The 16685-nt window shown below is 72.7% G+C and carries 17 protein-coding genes; 10 read left to right on the top strand and 7 right to left on the bottom strand.

The window, feature by feature from the left end:
* Nucleotides 1-171 precede the first annotated feature (171 nt).
* Genes DEI91_RS10855 through DEI91_RS10845 form a run of 3 tightly spaced genes read right to left on the bottom strand, consistent with a single transcriptional unit; the run spans nt 172 to nt 3844 of the window.
* Entirely contained in the window at nt 172-2292 is a 2121-nt protein-coding gene (locus DEI91_RS10855; protein WP_111052320.1) for a serine/threonine-protein kinase, read from the bottom strand.
* 47 nt (nt 2293-2339) lie between these two features.
* Entirely contained in the window at nt 2340-3164 is an 825-nt protein-coding gene (gene mshD, locus DEI91_RS10850; RefSeq protein WP_111052319.1) for a mycothiol synthase, read from the bottom strand.
* Entirely contained in the window at nt 3164-3844 is a 681-nt protein-coding gene (locus DEI91_RS10845; protein WP_110824120.1) for a response regulator transcription factor, read from the bottom strand. The genes mshD and DEI91_RS10845 overlap by 1 nt, the downstream gene beginning before the upstream one ends.
* A gap of 99 nt (nt 3845-3943) precedes the next feature.
* Between DEI91_RS10845 and DEI91_RS10840 the strand changes: the two genes are divergently transcribed.
* From DEI91_RS10840 to DEI91_RS10830, 3 genes are all read left to right on the top strand, one after another.
* Nucleotides 3944-4249: a hypothetical protein gene (locus DEI91_RS10840; RefSeq protein ID WP_111052318.1), complete on the top strand. Its 306-nt coding sequence runs from the start codon at nt 3944-3946 to the stop codon at nt 4247-4249.
* Nucleotides 4250-4402: 153 nt separating this feature from the next.
* Entirely contained in the window at nt 4403-5005 is a 603-nt protein-coding gene (locus DEI91_RS10835; protein WP_111052317.1) for an FABP family protein, read from the top strand.
* Nucleotides 5005-6081, top strand: coding sequence for a folate-binding protein YgfZ (locus DEI91_RS10830; RefSeq protein WP_111052316.1), 1077 nt, complete (start codon nt 5005-5007; stop codon nt 6079-6081). Before DEI91_RS10835 ends, DEI91_RS10830 begins: the two co-directional genes overlap by 1 nt.
* Nucleotides 6082-6285: 204 nt before the next feature.
* Here DEI91_RS10830 and DEI91_RS10825 read toward each other — a convergent pair whose 3' ends face one another.
* Complete coding sequence (locus tag DEI91_RS10825) at nt 6286-7074, bottom strand: class I SAM-dependent methyltransferase (protein WP_111052315.1); 789 nt, start codon at nt 7072-7074, stop codon at nt 6286-6288.
* A gap of 44 nt (nt 7075-7118) precedes the next feature.
* On the opposite strand from DEI91_RS10825, the gene DEI91_RS10820 reads away from it, so the two are divergent.
* The gene (locus DEI91_RS10820; protein ID WP_111052314.1) at nt 7119-7865 is read left to right on the top strand and encodes a phosphoglyceromutase; all 747 of its coding nucleotides are present in this window, start codon (nt 7119-7121) and stop codon (nt 7863-7865) included.
* Between the two features lie 356 nt (nt 7866-8221).
* On the opposite strand, the gene DEI91_RS10815 is transcribed toward DEI91_RS10820, so the two are convergent.
* Both DEI91_RS10815 and phoU read right to left on the bottom strand, forming a co-directional pair.
* Nucleotides 8222-8764 (bottom strand): ATP-binding protein, encoded by a 543-nt coding sequence (locus tag DEI91_RS10815; protein ID WP_111052313.1) that lies wholly within the window; start codon nt 8762-8764, stop codon nt 8222-8224.
* A 130-nt stretch (nt 8765-8894) separates the two neighbouring features.
* Nucleotides 8895-9566 carry a phosphate signaling complex protein PhoU gene (phoU, locus tag DEI91_RS10810; RefSeq protein ID WP_111052312.1) on the bottom strand — a complete coding sequence of 224 codons (672 nt, stop codon included), beginning with the start codon at nt 9564-9566 and terminating at the stop codon, nt 8895-8897.
* 145 nt (nt 9567-9711) lie between these two features.
* On the opposite strand from phoU, the gene DEI91_RS10805 reads away from it, so the two are divergent.
* Both DEI91_RS10805 and DEI91_RS10800 read left to right on the top strand, forming a co-directional pair.
* Nucleotides 9712-10878, top strand: coding sequence for a cell wall metabolism sensor histidine kinase WalK (locus DEI91_RS10805; protein WP_111052311.1), 1167 nt, complete (start codon nt 9712-9714; stop codon nt 10876-10878).
* Nucleotides 10875-11555, top strand: a complete 681-nt coding sequence (locus DEI91_RS10800) for a response regulator transcription factor (RefSeq protein ID WP_111052310.1) — start codon at nt 10875-10877, stop codon at nt 11553-11555. The genes DEI91_RS10805 and DEI91_RS10800 overlap by 4 nt, the downstream gene beginning before the upstream one ends.
* 134 nt (nt 11556-11689) lie before the next feature.
* On the opposite strand, the gene DEI91_RS10795 is transcribed toward DEI91_RS10800, so the two are convergent.
* Nucleotides 11690-12277 (bottom strand): hypothetical protein, encoded by a 588-nt coding sequence (locus tag DEI91_RS10795; protein ID WP_111052309.1) that lies wholly within the window; start codon nt 12275-12277, stop codon nt 11690-11692.
* 187 nt (nt 12278-12464) lie between these two features.
* Between DEI91_RS10795 and DEI91_RS10790 the strand changes: the two genes are divergently transcribed.
* The 4 genes from DEI91_RS10790 to rlmB form a co-directional block, all read left to right on the top strand.
* Nucleotides 12465-12947: a CarD family transcriptional regulator gene (locus DEI91_RS10790; protein ID WP_017888066.1), complete on the top strand. Its 483-nt coding sequence runs from the start codon at nt 12465-12467 to the stop codon at nt 12945-12947.
* 7 nt (nt 12948-12954) lie between these two features.
* A complete protein-coding gene (gene ispD, locus DEI91_RS10785; protein WP_181439574.1) occupies nt 12955-14181 on the top strand; it encodes a 2-C-methyl-D-erythritol 4-phosphate cytidylyltransferase in 1227 nt (408 codons plus the stop codon).
* 61 nt (nt 14182-14242) lie between these two features.
* Complete coding sequence (gene cysS / locus DEI91_RS10780) at nt 14243-15652, top strand: cysteine--tRNA ligase (RefSeq protein WP_111052308.1); 1410 nt, start codon at nt 14243-14245, stop codon at nt 15650-15652.
* 28 nt (nt 15653-15680) lie between these two features.
* Nucleotides 15681-16685, top strand: a 1005-nt coding sequence (gene rlmB, locus DEI91_RS10775; RefSeq protein ID WP_111052307.1) for a 23S rRNA (guanosine(2251)-2'-O)-methyltransferase RlmB, incomplete at its 3' end; no start/stop codon positions are given.

Genomic DNA, 16685 nt, shown 5'->3' with positions numbered 1-16685 from the left:
CCCAACCCGGTCGGGCCGGCACGGCCCGGCGCGCCCCGTGGCCGGGGCCGAGGCCAGAGCCGGACTCAGGCATCGAACCGACAGATCACCGCGGACGTCCCGGGCTGATCTGTCGGTTCCGCGCCCATACCGACCGCCCGGGCGGCTCCCGCCGAGACCGCGGCCTGCCGGTCAGTCGCGCGTCGTGATCCCGAACGGCTGGCTCTCGAGGTTCGTGAAGTTCCCCACGGTCGCCCGCACCGTGCACGACGGCGCGACCGACAGCGCGGTCACGACGAGCCCGTCCGACGACACCGCGAGCGCCCCCGAGCAGCCGTCGGCGAACCGCACGCCGGACTCACCACCCGCGACGTCCGTCAGCATCTCCGAGGGCTTCCCGGCGCTCGGGCTGCGGTACAGCGGGTTCAGCTCGTCCGCACCGCTCGGCCACACGGGCACGAGCGTCACGGGCAGCGTGGTCTGGCTGACGGTGCGGTCGGGGGTGCGGACGTCGACACCCTGGAGGCGCTGCACCGGGTACGCGGTACCGGTCACCTCCTGGTCGGTCACCGCTGCGGTGGTCGCCGCACCGACGGCGTCGAGCCACTCCTGCAGCCCGGAACCGCCAGACCCCGAACCGCCAGCCCCCGTGACGCCCGCCCCCGAGTCACCGGCCGCCACGACGTCCTGCGGTACGGAGGCCTGCACGGTGACGGAGCCGCCGGCCTCGATCTCGACCCCCGTCAGGCTCCACGCGCACGCGGTGTCGACCCCGGTCAGGGACGGCTGGTTCCGCTTGGCGGTCACGCCCTCGCCGCTCCACGTCACCACGGGGCAGTCGGCGTCCTCGTCCGCGCCGGGGACGACCTCGAGCAGCGGTCCGCTGAGCGGTGCGGTCTGCGCGGCGTACGTGATCGAGACCTCGACGGTGCCGGCCTGCGGGTCGACGACGGCCTTCCGCGTGGTCGTCAGCCCTGTGGGGAGCGGTCGGTCCTGCTGGTACGCGCTCGCTGCCTGCGCGATGCCGGTGCCCGCGCCGGGCTCCTCCCGGCCGGCGCCCGGCAGCCACACGACGGCGGCGACGACGAGCACCACGACGAGGACGACCCCGACGACGCCGAGGGCGAGCATCCGGTTCGTCAGCCAGTCCGGTCGACGGAAGCGGCGTCGGTGCGGCTCGGGTTCGGCTGCGGCGACGGCGACCGGCGGGCGGGCGAGGGGTCGGATGACGGTCTGCGAAGCGGCTTGCCCGAGCTCGGGTTCGGGGCCGGCGTCGACGGCTGCGAGCGCGCTGCCGGCGTCCCCGTCGCCCACGGCCGGGGATGCACTCGCCGAGAGAGCGCCGCCGCCGACACCACCGGTGCCACCCGCGGCGCCGGACCCACCGCGCACCACGGTGGCCGGTCGCTCGACCTCGTCGAACGACTCGGGGTCGTCAGCCCGCGGCAGGGCGGGCGCCTCCCGCAGCGACCGGGCCAGGCGGCGGAGCGTGGCCGCGGCGTCGACGGCGGAGGGACGCGCGGCCGGGTCCTTCGACAGGAGCGACGCGAGCGCAACCCAGAGCGGGTCCGGCACGTCGAGCCGTGGCGGGGTGGAGGTCACGTGTCGGTACGCGACCGCGAAGTCCGTGCCCGGTCCGGCGAACGGCGTCCGCCCGGACAGCAGCTCGTAGAGCATGACGCCGGCGCCGTACACGTCAGAGGCGGGACCGGACCGGCCCTGGCTGATCGACTCCGGCGCCATGTACTGCGGCGTGCCGAGCAGCCCGGTCGTCTTGCGGTCCCGCTCGGCCACGACGGACGCGATGCCGAAGTCCGACACCCGGACGGCACCCGTGCTGCCCGCGGTCCATGCGGAGTCGAGCAGGACGTTGTCGGGCTTGACGTCCCGGTGGCTGACGTCCTGTTCGTGCGCGGCGGCGAGGGCGTCGAGGGTCTCCGCGGTGATCGTCAGCGCGTCGGCCGGGGGGAGTGTGCCGACGGCGAGCAGCAGGTCCCGCGCGGAGCCGCCGCCGACCAGGTCCATGACGATCGCGAGCCGGTCGCCCTCGACGACGAGGTCGCGCACCCGGACGATCGAGGGGTGCCGGAGGGCGAGCAGCACGGAGCGCTCGCGGACGAACCGCTCGACGACGTCGGGCTCCGCGGCGAGTTCGGCGCGCAGGAGCTTGGCGGCGAACTGCTCACCGGTCGCGGTGTGCTCGGTCCGCCAGACCTCGCCGGACGCCCCGGTCCCGAGCAGTTCGACGAGACGGTACGACGCACCGAGGGGTTCCCCGCGGCCGTACTGCGCGTGCTGCCCGTCCTGCGCCACAGATCCCCCGAACCCACGATCACCGGCGCGTCACCGGCCGCCCCATGTTACCGGCCGGACCCCGGCGCCGCGTACTGCACGTCGATCGTGTGGTCGACGAACCCCTGCCGTCGGTACAGCGCCAGCGCCGGGGTGTTGTCGCCCTCGACGTACAGGGCGACGGCGTCGAGCCCGCGGCCGACGAGCCGGGCGGACCCCGCACGCATGAGCACGCCGCCGAGGCCCTGCCCCTGCAGGTCGGGGCGGACGGCGACCGCGTAGTACTCGCCGACGCCGTCCTCGACCTTGAGCCAGCACGAGCCGGCCAGGCGACCGTCGGCGTCCCGGAGCAGCACGAGGTCCTCGCCGGAGAACCACGCGTCGGACTCGCGGGCCCGCAGGTCCTCGAGCGTCATCCGGCCCTGCTCCGGGTGCGTGGCGAAGGCGGCCGCGTTGAGTGCGAGCCAGTCGGTCTCGTCCTCCGCCGAGCCGGCGCGGAACGCGTCGAGCCGGTAGCCGGCCGGGAGGCGCGGATCGGGCACCGACGTCGGCACCGGTGCCCGCAACTGCAGCAACGTCCGCTCCGCGGACCAGCTGTACCGGGCCGCGAGGGCGCGTGCGGCCGGGTGGTCGCCGTGCGCCCACGCGCGGACCGGGGCGTCGTCGCCGAGGGCGAGCACCTGCTCGACGAGGCCGGTCCCGATGCCGCGCCCCCGGGCCTCCCGGCGGACGACGACCTCGACCTCGTCGTCCCGGACGACCGCGATGCCGGAGTCGTCACCGAGGACCCGCGCCCGACCGGCCCGCAGGTCCACGAGCGTCTGGTCGGAGAACGGGGGAGCCTCGCCGTCCGCGACCGCGGCGTCGGCGAGCTGCTCGACGACGGCGAGCATCACTGCCCCTGCAGCCGTTCGTCGTCGTCGTGGACGTTGAAGCGGTACCCGACGTTGCGGACGGTGCCGATGAGCGACTCGAGGTCGCCGAGCTTGGCGCGCAGGCGTCGGACGTGCACGTCGACCGTCCGGGTGCCGCCGAAGTAGTCGTACCCCCAGACCTCGCTGAGCAGCTGCTCGCGGGTGAAGACCCGCGCGGGGTGCGACGCGAAGAAGCGGAGGAGTTCGAACTCCTTGAAGGTCAGGTCGAGCGGCCGGCCGCGCACCTTGGCGGAGTAGCTGGCCTCGTCGATGACGACGCCGGACGCCTGGATCTTGGACCCGGTCGGGTTCTTCGACGCGCGACCGGCGTTCAGGCGGATGCGCGCGTCGACCTCGGCCGGGCCGGCGGACTCGAGCACGACGTCGTCGATGTTCCACTCGGTCGTCACCGCGGTGAGGCCGCCCTCGGTGACCACGAGGACGACCGGGGTGGTCGAGCCGCTCGTGGCGAGGATCTTGCACAGGGCCTTGGCGCTGACCAGGTCGGTCCGGGCGTCCACGAACATGAGGTCGCTCTGCGGTGCGTTCACCAGCTGCGCGGCCTCGGCCGGCACGTGGCGGATCCGGTGGCTCAACAGGCCGAGGCTCGGGAGGACGTCGCCGGGCGCGGCCGAGGTGAGTACCAGGAGCTGTGCCACAGGACCTCCAGAGGGAGAAGACGTCGTTGCGCCATCCTAGTGAGCCCCGCGGGACCGACCCGGACGGACGGTCCAGCGGCGGACTGTCATGATGGGTGCGTGAGCGAGACCACCGACCCCGCGACGGCAGAGCCGCCCGTCGGGCCGAGCCAGCGCCGACTGCGCCTGGTGTCCGTCGTGCCGGTCTGGTTGCTCGCGGTGGTCGGGGCGGTGCTCGTGCTCACCCTGACGGCGAAGGACTCGTTCGCCTGGCTCCTGCTCGTGTTCGTCGCGGCGGTGTTCGTCAGCTTCGTGCTCCAACTCGCGACGCAGACGAAGGACGGTCTGGTCGAGCGGATCAGCATCGCCTCGTCCGGGTCGTTCGTGGTCGTGCTCGTCACCGCGCTCGTACTGCTGGCTCGCTGAGCGTCCTGCGCTGTCGGTGCCGGCCGCGTAGAGTTGCGGCATGGATTCGCTGCTTGCGCTCGAGCTCTTCTACGTGGGCCTGCTCGGCCTGGCGTCGCTCGCCATCGCGTTCATCTCGGTGACGGTCATCGTCAAGCTCTTCAAGGGCCAGCGGTGATCGAACTGCCGGAAGGCCTCTCGGCCGAGCTCGTCCCGCTGTCGTGGCTGGTCGGCGTGTGGGAGGGCACCGGGGTCGTCGAGTACCCCGTGGGCGAGGACGACACCGTCCGCACGTACGAGTTCGGCCAGCGCGTGAGCTTCAGCCACGACGGTCTGCCGTACCTCAACTACTCGTCCACGACGTGGCTGCTCGACGAGGACCACACCCCGCTCGCCGCCGAGATGGGGTACTGGCGGCTCGACCGTCCGTCCGAGCCCGGTGACCGCGGTCCGGCGATGCTGCTCGGCGACGGACCGGTGCCGTTCTCGACCACGCAGAGCGTCGAGACGCTGCGCAACCAGACCGACGGGTTCGACGTCGAGGCGGCGATCATCCACCCCACGGGCGTCAACGAGCTCTACGTGGGCCGGGTGAAGCAGGGCCGCATCGACCTCGCCACCGACGCCGTGATGCGCTCCGCCAACGCCAAGGAGTACTCGGCGGCGACGCGCATGTACGGCCTCGTCGAGGGCAAGCTGTTCTGGGCGTGGGACATCGCCGCGCTCGGCCGCGAGCTCACCTCGCACGCCTCGGGGCAGCTCGCGAAGGTCGACTGATGCCGTCGCCGTTCGCGGGGCACGACGGCTTCGTGGCGTCCGAGGCCGGTCCGGCGGCGCACTTCGGCAACCCGATCGGGGAGCAGCGCCTGCTGGTCCGCGGCCGCGCGGTCGTGGAGCTCGGGCTCGGGGTCGTCACGGTGTCGGGCCCGGACCGGCTGTCCTGGCTGAACTCGATCACGTCGCAGCTGCTGCTCGGGCTGGCGCCGGGGGTCAGTACCGAGACGCTCGTGCTCGACGCCTCCGGCCGTGTCGAGCACGCCGCCCGCGTGGTCGACGACGGTGAGACGACGTGGCTCCTCACCGAGCCGGACGACGCCGCGCCCCTCACCGCGTGGTTGGCGTCGATGCGGTTCATGCTCCGCGTCGAGGTCACCGACCGGTCGGCAGACCTCACCACGCTCGGCTGGTTCGCGGGCGCCGACCCGCTCGGCGGTGCCGAGCCGCTCGCGACGTGGGTCGACCCGTGGGCGTCGGTCACGCCGGGCGGCTGGGGCTACGCCGACCAGGAGGCCCACCCCGGCTCCGATTGGACCCTCCGCATCGCCGTGGTCACCCCCGACACCGCCGCTGCCGTCGCGGCCTCGGACGTGCCGGTCGCCGGCCTCCTGGCGCTCGAGGCCCTGCGGATCGCGGCCTGGCGTCCGGCACTGACCGACGTCGACGAGCGGACGATCCCGCACGAGCTCGACTGGCTCCGCTCCGCCGTGCACCTGTCGAAGGGCTGCTACCGCGGGCAGGAGACCGTCGCGAAGGTGCACAACCTCGGGCGTCCGCCGCGGCGGCTCGTGATGCTGCACCTCGACGGCTCGGACGGTGTCGTCCCCGCACCCGGTACCCCCGTGACGCTCGACGGCACCGAGGTCGGGCGGCTCGTCGCCTCGGCCACGCACCACGAGCTCGGGCCGGTGGGGCTCGCCGTGGTCAAGCGCTCGCTCGACCCGTCGGCGGTGCTGACGCTCCCGGTCGACGACGTCGTGGTGACCGCCGCGCAGGAAGTGGTCGTGCCGCCCGGCGCCGGTGCGACGGCCGACGTGCCGCGCCTCCCGCGCCTCGGGGCCGTCCGCCGCGGCTGACCGGCCGAGCGCGGGCGCGCCCCACACCCCGCCCGCGCCCCGCACCGAGCCCCGTCCCGCTCATCGCGCCCGGTCCTGACGCGGCGCGACGTCCGACTCCCGCGTCGCCGTGGTCGCGGTCCGACGCGCCCCTCCACCGTGTCGAGGTCGTGGCCGTCCAGGCGTCGCCGGTCAGCGGGTGCGACGCGCGCCCACCGACGTCGCTCACGCCGGAGCGACCGCCGACCAGGGGACGCTGAGTTCGCCCAGCCTCCACCGCGCCACCCCGTGCAGCACCGGCCAGCCGCGGTCCCGCATGCCGCGGGCCGTCGCGATCCAGCGCTGCCGGGGGCCGTACGTGCCGAGCGGTGCCGCGACCGCCCAGGCCAGGTCGAGGTCGCGCAGGAACGCGTGCACCCGCTCGCCGGGGACGTTGCGGTGGATGAGCGCCTTCGGCAGGCGTTCCGCCACGATGCTCGGGACGTCGAGCCCGGCCAGCCGCAGCGCGACCGTGAAGGTGTGCGGGGCCTCCCGGTCGAGCGTGACCCACGAGGCGACGCGACCGACCTCGTTGCACGTGCCCTCGACGAGCTGGCCGCCGGGCTGGAGCCGGTCCTGCATGATGCGCCACGAGCCGACGACCGCCGACTCGTCGTACTGCCGGAGCACGTTGAACGCGCGGATCACGGCCGGCCGCCGTCCGCCCGGCGTCGGGGTCTCGAAGCCGCCGAGCCGGAAGGTGACGCCGTCACGCGTCCCGGCGTTCGCGAGGGCCACGCGCGAGGGCTCGATCTCGATGCCGGTGACCTCGACGTCCGGTCGGACGCGGGCCAGCCGGTCGCGGAGCTCGAGCGTCGTCGTCGGGCTCGCGCCGTAGCCGACGTCGGCGACGAGCGGGTCGTCGGTCCGGCGGAGCACCGGGAGCGTGGCGATCCACCGGTCGACGCGGCGGAGGCGGTTGTGCCCGGTCGTCCCGCGCGTGACCGTGCCGATCGGCGAGGCGTTCCCGGGCATGGGACCAGGGTACGGGTGGAGCGCCGCTCGGTAGACTCCGTCGCATGACCTCCACGCTCGTCCTGCTGCGTCACGGCAACAGTGACTGGAACCAGAAGAACCTGTTCACCGGCTGGGTCGACGTCCGACTCAGCGAGCTGGGCGAGAAGGAGGCGAAGCGCGCCGGCGAGCTCATCGCCGAGTCGGGCATCGTCCCCGACGTCCTGTACACGTCGCTGCTGACCCGCGCGATCCAGACCGCCGACATCGCCCTGCTCGAGGCGGACCTCGCGTGGCTGCCGGTGAAGCGCGACTGGCGTCTCAACGAGCGCCACTACGGGGACCTGCAGGGCAAGGACAAGGCGCAGACCCTCGAGCAGTACGGCGAGGAGCAGTTCATGGAGTGGCGTCGCTCGTTCGACGTGCCGCCGCCGCCCATCGCCGACGACGCCGAGTGGTCGCAGGCCGGCGACCGGCGCTACGCCGACCTCGGCGACCAGCTGCCCCGGACCGAGTCGCTCAAGCTCGTCATCGAGCGCCTCCTGCCGTACTGGGAGTCCGACATCACGAAGGACCTCGCGGCGGGGAAGACCGTCCTCGTCACCGCGCACGGCAACTCGCTCCGCGCGCTCGTGAAGCACCTCGACGGCATCTCCGACGACGACATCGCCGGGCTGAACATCCCGACGGGCATCCCGCTCGTGTACGAGCTCGACGACGATCACCGTCCGACGAAGCCCGCGACCTACCTCGACCCCGAGGCCGCCGCAGCCGGTGCCGCGGCCGTCGCCGCGCAGGGCGCGAAGAAGTAGACCACCCGGGGCGACCTGCGTCGCGTCCGGACAGGAGGCCCGTCCCGGCTGGGGCGGGCCTCCTGTCGTCCGGTGGTCGGGCCGTCCGATGGTGCGGCGGCGGCGACCGGGCGGTTCGGTGGTCTGGCGGTCTGGCGGTCTGGCGGTCTGCCGGTCTGGCGGTCTGGCGGCCAGGCGGTCCGGTGTTCCGGCGGCCAGGCGGCCAGGCGGTCCGGTGGTCGGGCGGTCGGGCGGTCCGGTGGCCAGGCGGTCGGGCGGTCCTGCAGCCATGCGGTCATGCGGCCGGGCAGTCCGATGGCCCGACGGGCCGGTGGTCCGACGGCCTGCTCGAGCGGTCCCGCGCCGGCCGTTCGCCCTCAGGCGAAGTGCGCGGCGATCTCCTGGACGAGCGCGCCGACGTCGTACGGCCGGGCGGTGTCGACCCGGACGACGGGTGTCACGCCGACCGGAGCGGCCGCGTCGCCGTGCTCGTCCCAGAAGGTGAGCACCGCGGCCAGGTCCCCGTGCACGTCGTGCCGCACCGGCAGCGTGCCGGGGTCGTAGCGGTCGCGGAGCCGTTCCTCGGCGGTGGCACGGTCGACGTCGCACCACACCTCGACGGCTCGGGGCGACCCGGCGGTGGCGAGTCCGGCCTCCAGGAAGGCGCGGTCACGGGACGGGAGCCAGACGGCGTCGACGACGACCCCGTTCTCGACCGCACCGGCCATCGCCCACATCGTGTCCATCGCGACGCCGCCGAGCGTCGGTGCGGCGATCGTCGGACCCGCGATGTCGGCCAGGGGCTCCTTGATGCGGTCCTTCGACAGGAAGGGGCACCCGAGCACCTCGGCGAGGGCGGCCCCCACCGTGCTCTTCCCGGAACCGGGCATGCCGTTGACGATGATCGCGACCTGGGCCATGCCCCGATCCTCTCAGACGGCCGGACGCCGTCGGGCACGCGAGACGCCGCCGACCACGTGCGGCGCCGCCCGGAGTGGCGGCGTCTCGGTGGCTCGGCGGCGTCTCGACGAGGCGACGGCGGCGGGCGCGTCAGGCGGGCGAGACCGTGACCGACGCAGCGCCGGCCCAGTCGCCGGTCGCGAGGTACTCGACCTTCTTCGCGATCGAGACCGCGTGGTCGGCGAAGCGTTCGTGGTAGCGGGAGGCGAGCGTGGCGTCGACCGTGTCGACCGGGCCGCCCTTCCACGCCTCCCCGAGCACGAAGTCGAAGACGCTGGCGTGCAGCTCGTCGACGGCGTCGTCCTCGTCGCGGATCTCGGCGGCGAGGGCGATGTCCTCGGTCGCGAGCAGGCGCGTGAGCTTCTGCGCCATGGCGACGTCGTGCGCGCCCATCTGCTTGAACGTGCCGCGGAGGCCCTTCGGCACGACCTTCTCGGGGAAGCGCTGGCGGGTGAGCTGCGCGATGTGCTCGGCCATGTCGCCCATGCGCTCGAGCGAGGAGCTCACGCGGAGGGCGGTCACGACGACGCGGAGGTCACGCGCGACCGGAGCCTGGCGGGCGAGGATGTCGATCGCGACCTCGTCGAGGTTCGAGGCGGCCTCGTCGATCTTCTGGTCGTCGGCGATCACCTCCTCGGCGAGTGCGACGTCGGAGTCGCTGAACGCCTGGGTCGCTCGGGTGATCGCGGACTCGACGAGTCCGGCGATCTCGGTCAGACGCTCTTGGACGTCCTGCAGCTCCTGCTGGAACACTTCGCGCATGGGGAGAACCTCTCTCTGCGTACTGGACGAGTGTCCTCAGCCCAGGTGAACGATCGGTGACCTGCGGCTGAACGGTTCGCGTTCCGGCCTCCGGAGAGCGGTGAACGGCATCGGAACCGCGTGTGACCACTCTTACACTGGCGGCATGGACAACGCGTGGCTCGTGCCACTGTCGATGCTCCTCGGCGGTGTGTTCGGCGCGGGCGTCGTGGTGCTGATCATCACCGCCGAGCGCACGGCACGGGCTGCCGACGTGGCGGAACGGAGCCTCCCCGACGGCGTCGCGGCCGTGATCGCCACCATGCACAACCCCGCCGTCGTCGTGGACCCGTCGAACACCGTGGTGGCCGCCTCGCCGCAGGCGCTCGCGGTCGGACTGGTCGTCCGCCGCAAGCTCGTGCACGCCGAACTCACCGAGCTCGTCGACCAGGTGCGCCGCAGTGGCGAGATGGGGTCGGAGGACCTCGAACTCCCGCGCGGTGGGCGGGGCGAGGTCATCGGCTACCTCAGCTTCCGCGCGGCGCAGCTCGGCAACCGGTACGTGCTCCTCACCGCCGACGACCTCACCGAGAGCCGGCGGATCGACGAGGTCCGGCGGGACTTCGTCGCCAACATCTCGCACGAGTTGAAGACCCCGATCGGCGCGATCGGTCTGCTCTCGGAGACCCTGGTCCTCGCCGCCGACGACCCGGCGCACGTGCGGAAGTTCGCCGCGCAGCTCGTGTCCGAGTCGGAGCGCCTCGGCGCCCTGACGAAGGACATCATCGAGCTGTCCCGACTGCAGTCCGTCGACGCGCTCGAGGCCAGCGAGGAGACCGCGATCGACAAGGTGGTGCAGGCGGCGATCGACGGCAACGAGGTCGTCGCACGGGCCCGGGACATCGAGCTCGTCCGCGCGAAGCGCTCGAAGGCGCTCGTCATCGGGGACCCCGGCCTGCTCCAGGTGGCGGTGTCGAACCTCATCGCGAACGCCGTCAAGTACTCCCCGGACCACACCCGCGTCGGCGTCGGTGTGCGGCGCGTGAAGGGGTTCGTCGAGATCGCCGTCACCGACCAGGGTGTCGGCATCCCCCAGTCCGACCTCGACCGCGTGTTCGAGCGGTTCTACCGTGTCGACCCCGCGCGGTCCCGAGCGACCGGTGGGACCGGCCTCGGGCTCGCGATCGTGAAGCACGTCGTGAGCAACCACGGCGGCGACGTCCGCGTCTGGTCGCAGCCCGGCAAGGGTTCGACGTTCACCATCCGTCTCCCCGAAGCAGACCCCGAACTGACCACAGCACTCGAAGAGCAACTGGAAGAGCAGCCATCGTGACCAAGATCCTCATCGTCGACGACGAGCCGGCCCTGAGCGAACCCCTGGAGTTCCTGCTGCAGCGCGAGGGGTACGACACCTCCGTCGCTGCCGACGGCGTCACCGCGCTGTCGAAGTTCGACACGGACAACCCGGACCTCGTCCTGCTGGACCTCATGCTGCCGGGACTGAGCGGTACCGAGGTGTGCCGGCAGATCCGGACGCGGTCGAACGTGCCGATCATCATGCTGACCGCGAAGGACTCGGAGGTGGACATCGTCGTCGGGCTCGAGCTCGGCGCGGACGACTACGTGACGAAGCCGTACTCGACGCGGGAGCTCCTGGCGCGGATCCGTGCGGTCCTCCGCCGTCGCACCGAGGACGACCCGGGCGACGTCGGCATCCTGCAGGTCGGCGGCATCCGCATGGACGTCGAGCGCCACACGGTCTCGGTCGACGGTTCGGAGACGCCGATGCCCCTCAAGGAGTTCGAGCTCCTCGAACTGCTGCTGCGCAACGCCGGCCGTGTGCTCACCCGCGGGCAGCTCATCGACCGGGTGTGGGGCTCGGACTACTTCGGCGACACGAAGACGCTCGACGTGCACATCAAGCGCATCCGCTCGAAGATCGAGCGCGTGCCGAGCACACCGGAGGTCCTCGTGACGGTCCGCGGACTCGGGTACCGCATCGAGGCGTAGCCGCCTGTCGGCGGTACGGGGCGGAGCCGCCTGTCGGCGGTACGAAGCCTGGTCGCCGCGACCGCGTCCGGACGGACAGGAGGCCCGGAGCCGGTCCTGCGGGACCGGCCCGGGCCTCCCGGGTGTCTGCTGCGTCAGTTCGTGCCGTTGTCGCCCTCGGACGAGTCGGTCTGGGAGTCGGACGGCTGCGTCCCGGGGACGGCCTCGCCGGTCGACTGCGTGCCGCTCTCGGCCGGGGACGTCGAGGTGGACATCGGGGTCGGCGTCGGCGCGAGGGTCTGGTACTCCTCCTGCGCGCTCGTCAGGACCGGCACGGTGGCGGAGGCGCCCTCGGCACCCTGGTACGAGAAGTACATCTTCACGAGCGAGCCCGGCTTCGCGGTGACGTCGTCGAAGTCGACGGTGTCGTGCTGTTCGTCGTCGGCCAGGACGAGGGTGGAGTTGCTCGGCACCTCGACGGTCTGGTCGGTGCCGTCCAGCTCGAGCGTGACGGTGCGGTCGCGCTCCCCGGTGTTGACCAGGGTGCCGACGAAGCGGGCGTCCTCGCCGGTGTCCGTGATGAGCAGGGCGTTGCGCACGTCGATGCTGCCGGTCGACACGTCGACGCCGTCGGTGATCTGGCGGATCTCCTTCGTGCGCGCCGGCGACAAGAACTCGCAGCCGGTCGCGCCGAGGGCGATCGACGCGGCGACGGCGACGGAAACGAGTACCCGAGCTCGCAAGAGGTTCCTCCGGAAGTCAACGATGGCGGACCGTACGGCCCTGGCGATCATCCTACCCAGGCCCCGGCGGGGGCCGTCGTCAGACGGTTCGGCGGCGGGCCGAGGTGCGCGGTCGGTGGTGCGGTCCTGGCCCATTACCCGTACCACCCTTGTGGTAAACTGGAGGTCTGGGAACGGAGCCTGATACATGCAATTCGAGGTCGGCGAGACCGTCGTCTACCCCCATCACGGGGCGGCAACCATCTCTGAAGTCAAGACTCGCGTCATCAAGGGCGAGGAGAAGGTCTACCTGAAGCTGCGCGTCACGCAGGGTGACCTGACGATCGAGGTCCCGGCGGACAACGTCGACCTGGTCGGCGTCCGCGACGTGATCGGCAAGGAAGGCCTCGACAAGGTCTTCGAGGTCCTGCGGGCACCGTTCACCGAGGAACCGACCAACTGGTCGCGCCGTTACAAGGCGAACCTCGAGAAGCTCGCGTCGGGGGACGTCATCAAGGTGTCCGAGGTCGTGCGTGACCTCTGGCGCCGCGACCAGGACCGCGGGCTCTCCGCGGGCGAGAAGCGGATGCTGGCCAAGGCCCGGCAGATCCTCATCTCGGAGCTGGCCCTGGCCGAGAAGACCGACGAGGACAAGGCATCGACCGTCCTCGACGAGGTCCTCGCGTCCTGACCGGCGAGTGACCTCCAGCGACACCACGACGACCGCACCGGCGCAGAGCCCAGCTCTGGCAGCCCGTGCGGTCGTCGTCGTCGCGGCCGGGTCCGGCACCCGGCTCGGACTCGGGACGGCGAAGGCGTTCGTCCCCGTCGCCGGTGAACGGATGCTCGTCCGTGCGCTCCGGACGGTCCTCACGCTGGCCGAGCCGACGTTCGTCGCGGTCGTCGCGCCGGCGGACCGGCTCGACGAGTGCCGCGCGCTGGTCGCCGCCGCCGCGGGCGCTGCGGCCGGGTACACGACGGTCGTGCCGGGAGGCGCGGATCGTCACGCCTCGGTCGAGGTCGGCTTGGCAGCCCTGCCGGACGCCGTCACCACCGTCCTCGTGCACGACGCCGCGCGCTGCCTGACCCCGGCGAGCCAGTTCGAACGGGTCTTCGCGGCGGTGCGCGACTCCGGCGTCGGGGTGGTCCCGGCCCTGCCGGTCACGGACACGGTCAAGCGCGTCGACGGGGACACCGTGGTCGAGACGGTCGACCGGTCGACGCTCGTCGGCGTGCAGACCCCGCAGGGCTTCCCGCTCGCGGAGCTCCGCCGTGCCTACGCCGGAGCGGCCCGGGCTGAGACCGACGACGCCGGCGTGTTCCAGGCGGCCGGCGGCACCGTCCGCACGGTCCCCGGGGACGCCGACGCGTTCAAGATCACCACACGCTGGGACCTGGGACGCGCGGAGGCCGTCGTCGCCGAGCGGGCGGCAGCCCTGGGCCCCCGTCCGTCGGTCGACCTGCGGGTCGGGCTCGGCGTCGACGTGCACGCCTTCGACCCCGCGAGCCCGTGCCGCGTCGGGCTCCTCGACTTCCCCGACGAGGCAGGACTCTCCGGGCACAGCGACGGGGACGCGGTGGCTCACGCGGTGTGCGATGCGCTGCTCTCCGCCGGGGGCCTCGGCGACATCGGCGGACGGTTCGGCACCGCGGACCCGCGGTACGCCGGCGCGAGCGGGGACGTGTTCGTCCGCGGGGCCGTCGAGCTGCTCCGTGCCGCCGGCCTCGTCCCGGTCCGCGTCACGGTCCAGGTGATCGGGAACCGCCCGCGCATCGGGGCCCGCCGCGAGGAGATGCAGGACGCGCTCGGCGCGGTCGTCGGCGCTCCCGTCGCGGTCTCCGGGACGACGACCGACGGGCTCGGCTTCACCGGGCGGGGCGAGGGGCTCACCGCGATCGCCACGGCCGTCGTCCGGGCCGTCTGAACACTCCACAGGCCCTGCCCTGTTCCGTCGCGGTGGGGGCGTCCCCCTCTAGGCTTGTGGTGTGACCGTTCGCCTGTACGACTCCCGCGCCGCCGACGTCGTCGACCTCGTGCCCCTGGTCGACGGGCAGGTCAGCATGTACGTCTGTGGGCCGACCGTGCAGTCGTCCCCGCACATCGGACACCTGCGGTCCGCGCTCGTCTACGACATCTGGCGTCGTTGGCTGAGCCACCGCGGCTACCGGGTCACCCTCGTGCGGAACGTCACCGACATCGACGACAAGGTGCTCGACCTCGCTGCGGGCACCGACGAGCCGTGGTGGGCACGGGCGTACCGCGTCGAGCTCGAGTTCACCGCCGCCTACACCGCGCTCGGCATCCTGCCGCCGACGTACGAGCCCCGTGCGACGGCGAGCATCCCGCAGATGCAGGACATCGTCACCCGTCTCATCGAGCGTGGACACGCGTACCCGGCGGCGGACGGCAGCGGTGACGTCTACTTCGACACCGCCAGCTGGCCGGGGTACGGCGCGCTCACCCGGCAGCGCCGCGACGACATGGTCGACGCCACCGACGCGGACCCCCGCGGCAAGCGGGACGCCCGCGACTTCGCCCTGTGGAAGGGCAGCAAGGCCGGGGAACCCTCGACGGCCAGTTGGGACTCGCCGTGGGGTGCCGGCCGACCGGGTTGGCACATCGAGTGCTCGGCGATGTCCCGGCGCTACCTCGGCCCGGCATTCGACATCCACGGCGGCGGGCTCGACCTGCGGTTCCCGCACCACGAGAACGAGCTCGCGCAGTCGACCGCGGCGGGGGACCCCTTCGCCTCGTACTGGCTGCACAACGGGCTCGTGACCGTCGGCGGCCAGAAGATGTCGAAGTCGCTCGGCAACTCGATCTTCGCGGCGGAGTTCCTCGGTGCCGCGCGGCCCGTCGTCGTCCGCTACTTCCTCGGCGCCGCCCACTACCGGTCCACGATCGACCACCACGACGGCTCCCTCGCCGAGGCCGAGGCCGCGCTCGACCGCATCGAGGGGTTCCTCGAGCGGGGTGCGGCACGACTCGAGGGTGTCCAGCTCGCGGACGCCCCGGCCGTGCCCGAGGCGTTCGCCGACGCCATGGACGACGACCTCGCGGTGCCCCAGGCACTGGCCGTCCTGCACGAGACCGTCCGTGCCGGGAACGCCGCGCTCGACGCCGACGATGCGGAAGCGCTCGGCGTCGCGTACCATCAGGTGGCCGCGATGGTGGAGGTGCTCGGCATCGACCCGCGGGCACCGCACTGGTCGGGCGGTGCGCACGACACCGCCGCAGCACCGCTCGCCGCCCTCGTCGAACGCCTCGTACAGGAACGCGCCGACGCCAGGGCCGCTCGGGACTTCGCCACGGCCGACCGCGTCCGGGACGACCTCGCAGGCGCGGGCATCACGATCGAGGACACACCGTCCGGAACACGCTGGAGCATCGCCTGAACACGGCAGTGCCGAACAGGAGAACTGCATGAAGAACGTCTCGGGGAGCAAGAAGGGTCGTCCGGGCGCCGTCCGCACCGGCCGCAAGGGCAACAAGCAGGTCGGCTCGGGCGGCCAGGGCGCACAGGCACTCGAGGGCCGCAAGCCGACGCCGAAGGCCGAGGACCGCCCGTACCACCCGGCCGGTAAGCGCAAGGCCGCCAAGGAGCGCTTCGAGGCTGCGCGTGCCCGCCGTGGCGGCAGCAGCGCCTCGGCGCCGCAGACGCGCTCGGGTGGTCGCCCGCCGGCCCGCAAGACCGACGACAGCGAGCTCGTGACCGGCCGCAACTCGGTGCTCGAGGCGCTCCGGACGAAGACCCCGTCGACGACGCTCTACATCGCCGCCCGGATCGAGGTCGACGACCGCGTCAAGGAGATCCTGGCGCTCGCCAACCACCGCGGCGTGCCGATCATGGAGATCATGCGTCCGGAGCTCGACCGCATCACGGGGCACGACAGCGTGCACCAGGGCGTCGCGCTCAAGGTGCCGGCGTACGAGTACGCCGTCGCCGAGGACCTCGTCGAGCGGGCGTTCTCGCGCGACCAGGTCCCGCTCATCGTGGCGCTCGACGGCATCACCGACCCGCGCAACCTCGGTGCGATCATCCGGTCGACGGCCGCCTTCGGCGGGCACGGGGTCATCGTGCCCCAGCGCCGCTCCGTCGGCGTGACGGCCTCGGCGTGGAAGACCTCGGCGGGTGCCGCAGCCCGGACGCCCGTCGCGATGGCCCCGAACCTGACGCAGACCCTCAAGTCGCTCAAGTCGATGGGCCTGTTCGTGCTCGGTCTCGACGGGGGCGGGGACGTCGAGCTGGACGCCCTCGAGCTCGCCGACCGCCCGATCGTCATCGTCGTCGGCTCGGAGGGCAAGGGCCTGTCCCGCCTCGTCACCGAGACGTGCGACGCGATCGTCTCCATCCCGATCTCGAGCGCGACCGAGTCCCTGAACGCCGGCATCGCCGCGAGTGTCACCCTGTGGGAGGTCGCGCGGCGC

The organism is Curtobacterium sp. MCBD17_032, assembly GCF_003234855.1.
Taxonomy (GTDB): Bacteria; Actinomycetota; Actinomycetes; order Actinomycetales; family Microbacteriaceae; genus Curtobacterium.
The sequence above is the reverse complement of the archived record's forward strand: the minus strand, read 5'-3'. Positions and strand labels throughout refer to the sequence as shown.

What these genes read in the sequence shown, in the direction of transcription:
- mshD (WP_111052319.1), bottom strand. Translation starts at nt 3,164, where the DNA reads ATGCTCGCCGTCGTCGAGCAGCTCGCCGACGCCGCGGTCGCGGACGGC.
- DEI91_RS10805 (WP_111052311.1), top strand. Translation starts at nt 9,712, where the DNA reads ATGGACAACGCGTGGCTCGTGCCACTGTCGATGCTCCTCGGCGGTGTG.
- phoU (WP_111052312.1), bottom strand. Translation starts at nt 9,566, where the DNA reads ATGCGCGAAGTGTTCCAGCAGGAGCTGCAGGACGTCCAAGAGCGTCTG.
- DEI91_RS10825 (WP_111052315.1), bottom strand. Translation starts at nt 7,074, where the DNA reads ATGCCCGGGAACGCCTCGCCGATCGGCACGGTCACGCGCGGGACGACC.
- DEI91_RS10815 (WP_111052313.1), bottom strand. Translation starts at nt 8,764, where the DNA reads ATGGCCCAGGTCGCGATCATCGTCAACGGCATGCCCGGTTCCGGGAAG.
- DEI91_RS10790 (WP_017888066.1), top strand. Translation starts at nt 12,465, where the DNA reads ATGCAATTCGAGGTCGGCGAGACCGTCGTCTACCCCCATCACGGGGCG.
- DEI91_RS10830 (WP_111052316.1), top strand. Translation starts at nt 5,005, where the DNA reads ATGCCGTCGCCGTTCGCGGGGCACGACGGCTTCGTGGCGTCCGAGGCC.
- DEI91_RS10820 (WP_111052314.1), top strand. Translation starts at nt 7,119, where the DNA reads ATGACCTCCACGCTCGTCCTGCTGCGTCACGGCAACAGTGACTGGAAC.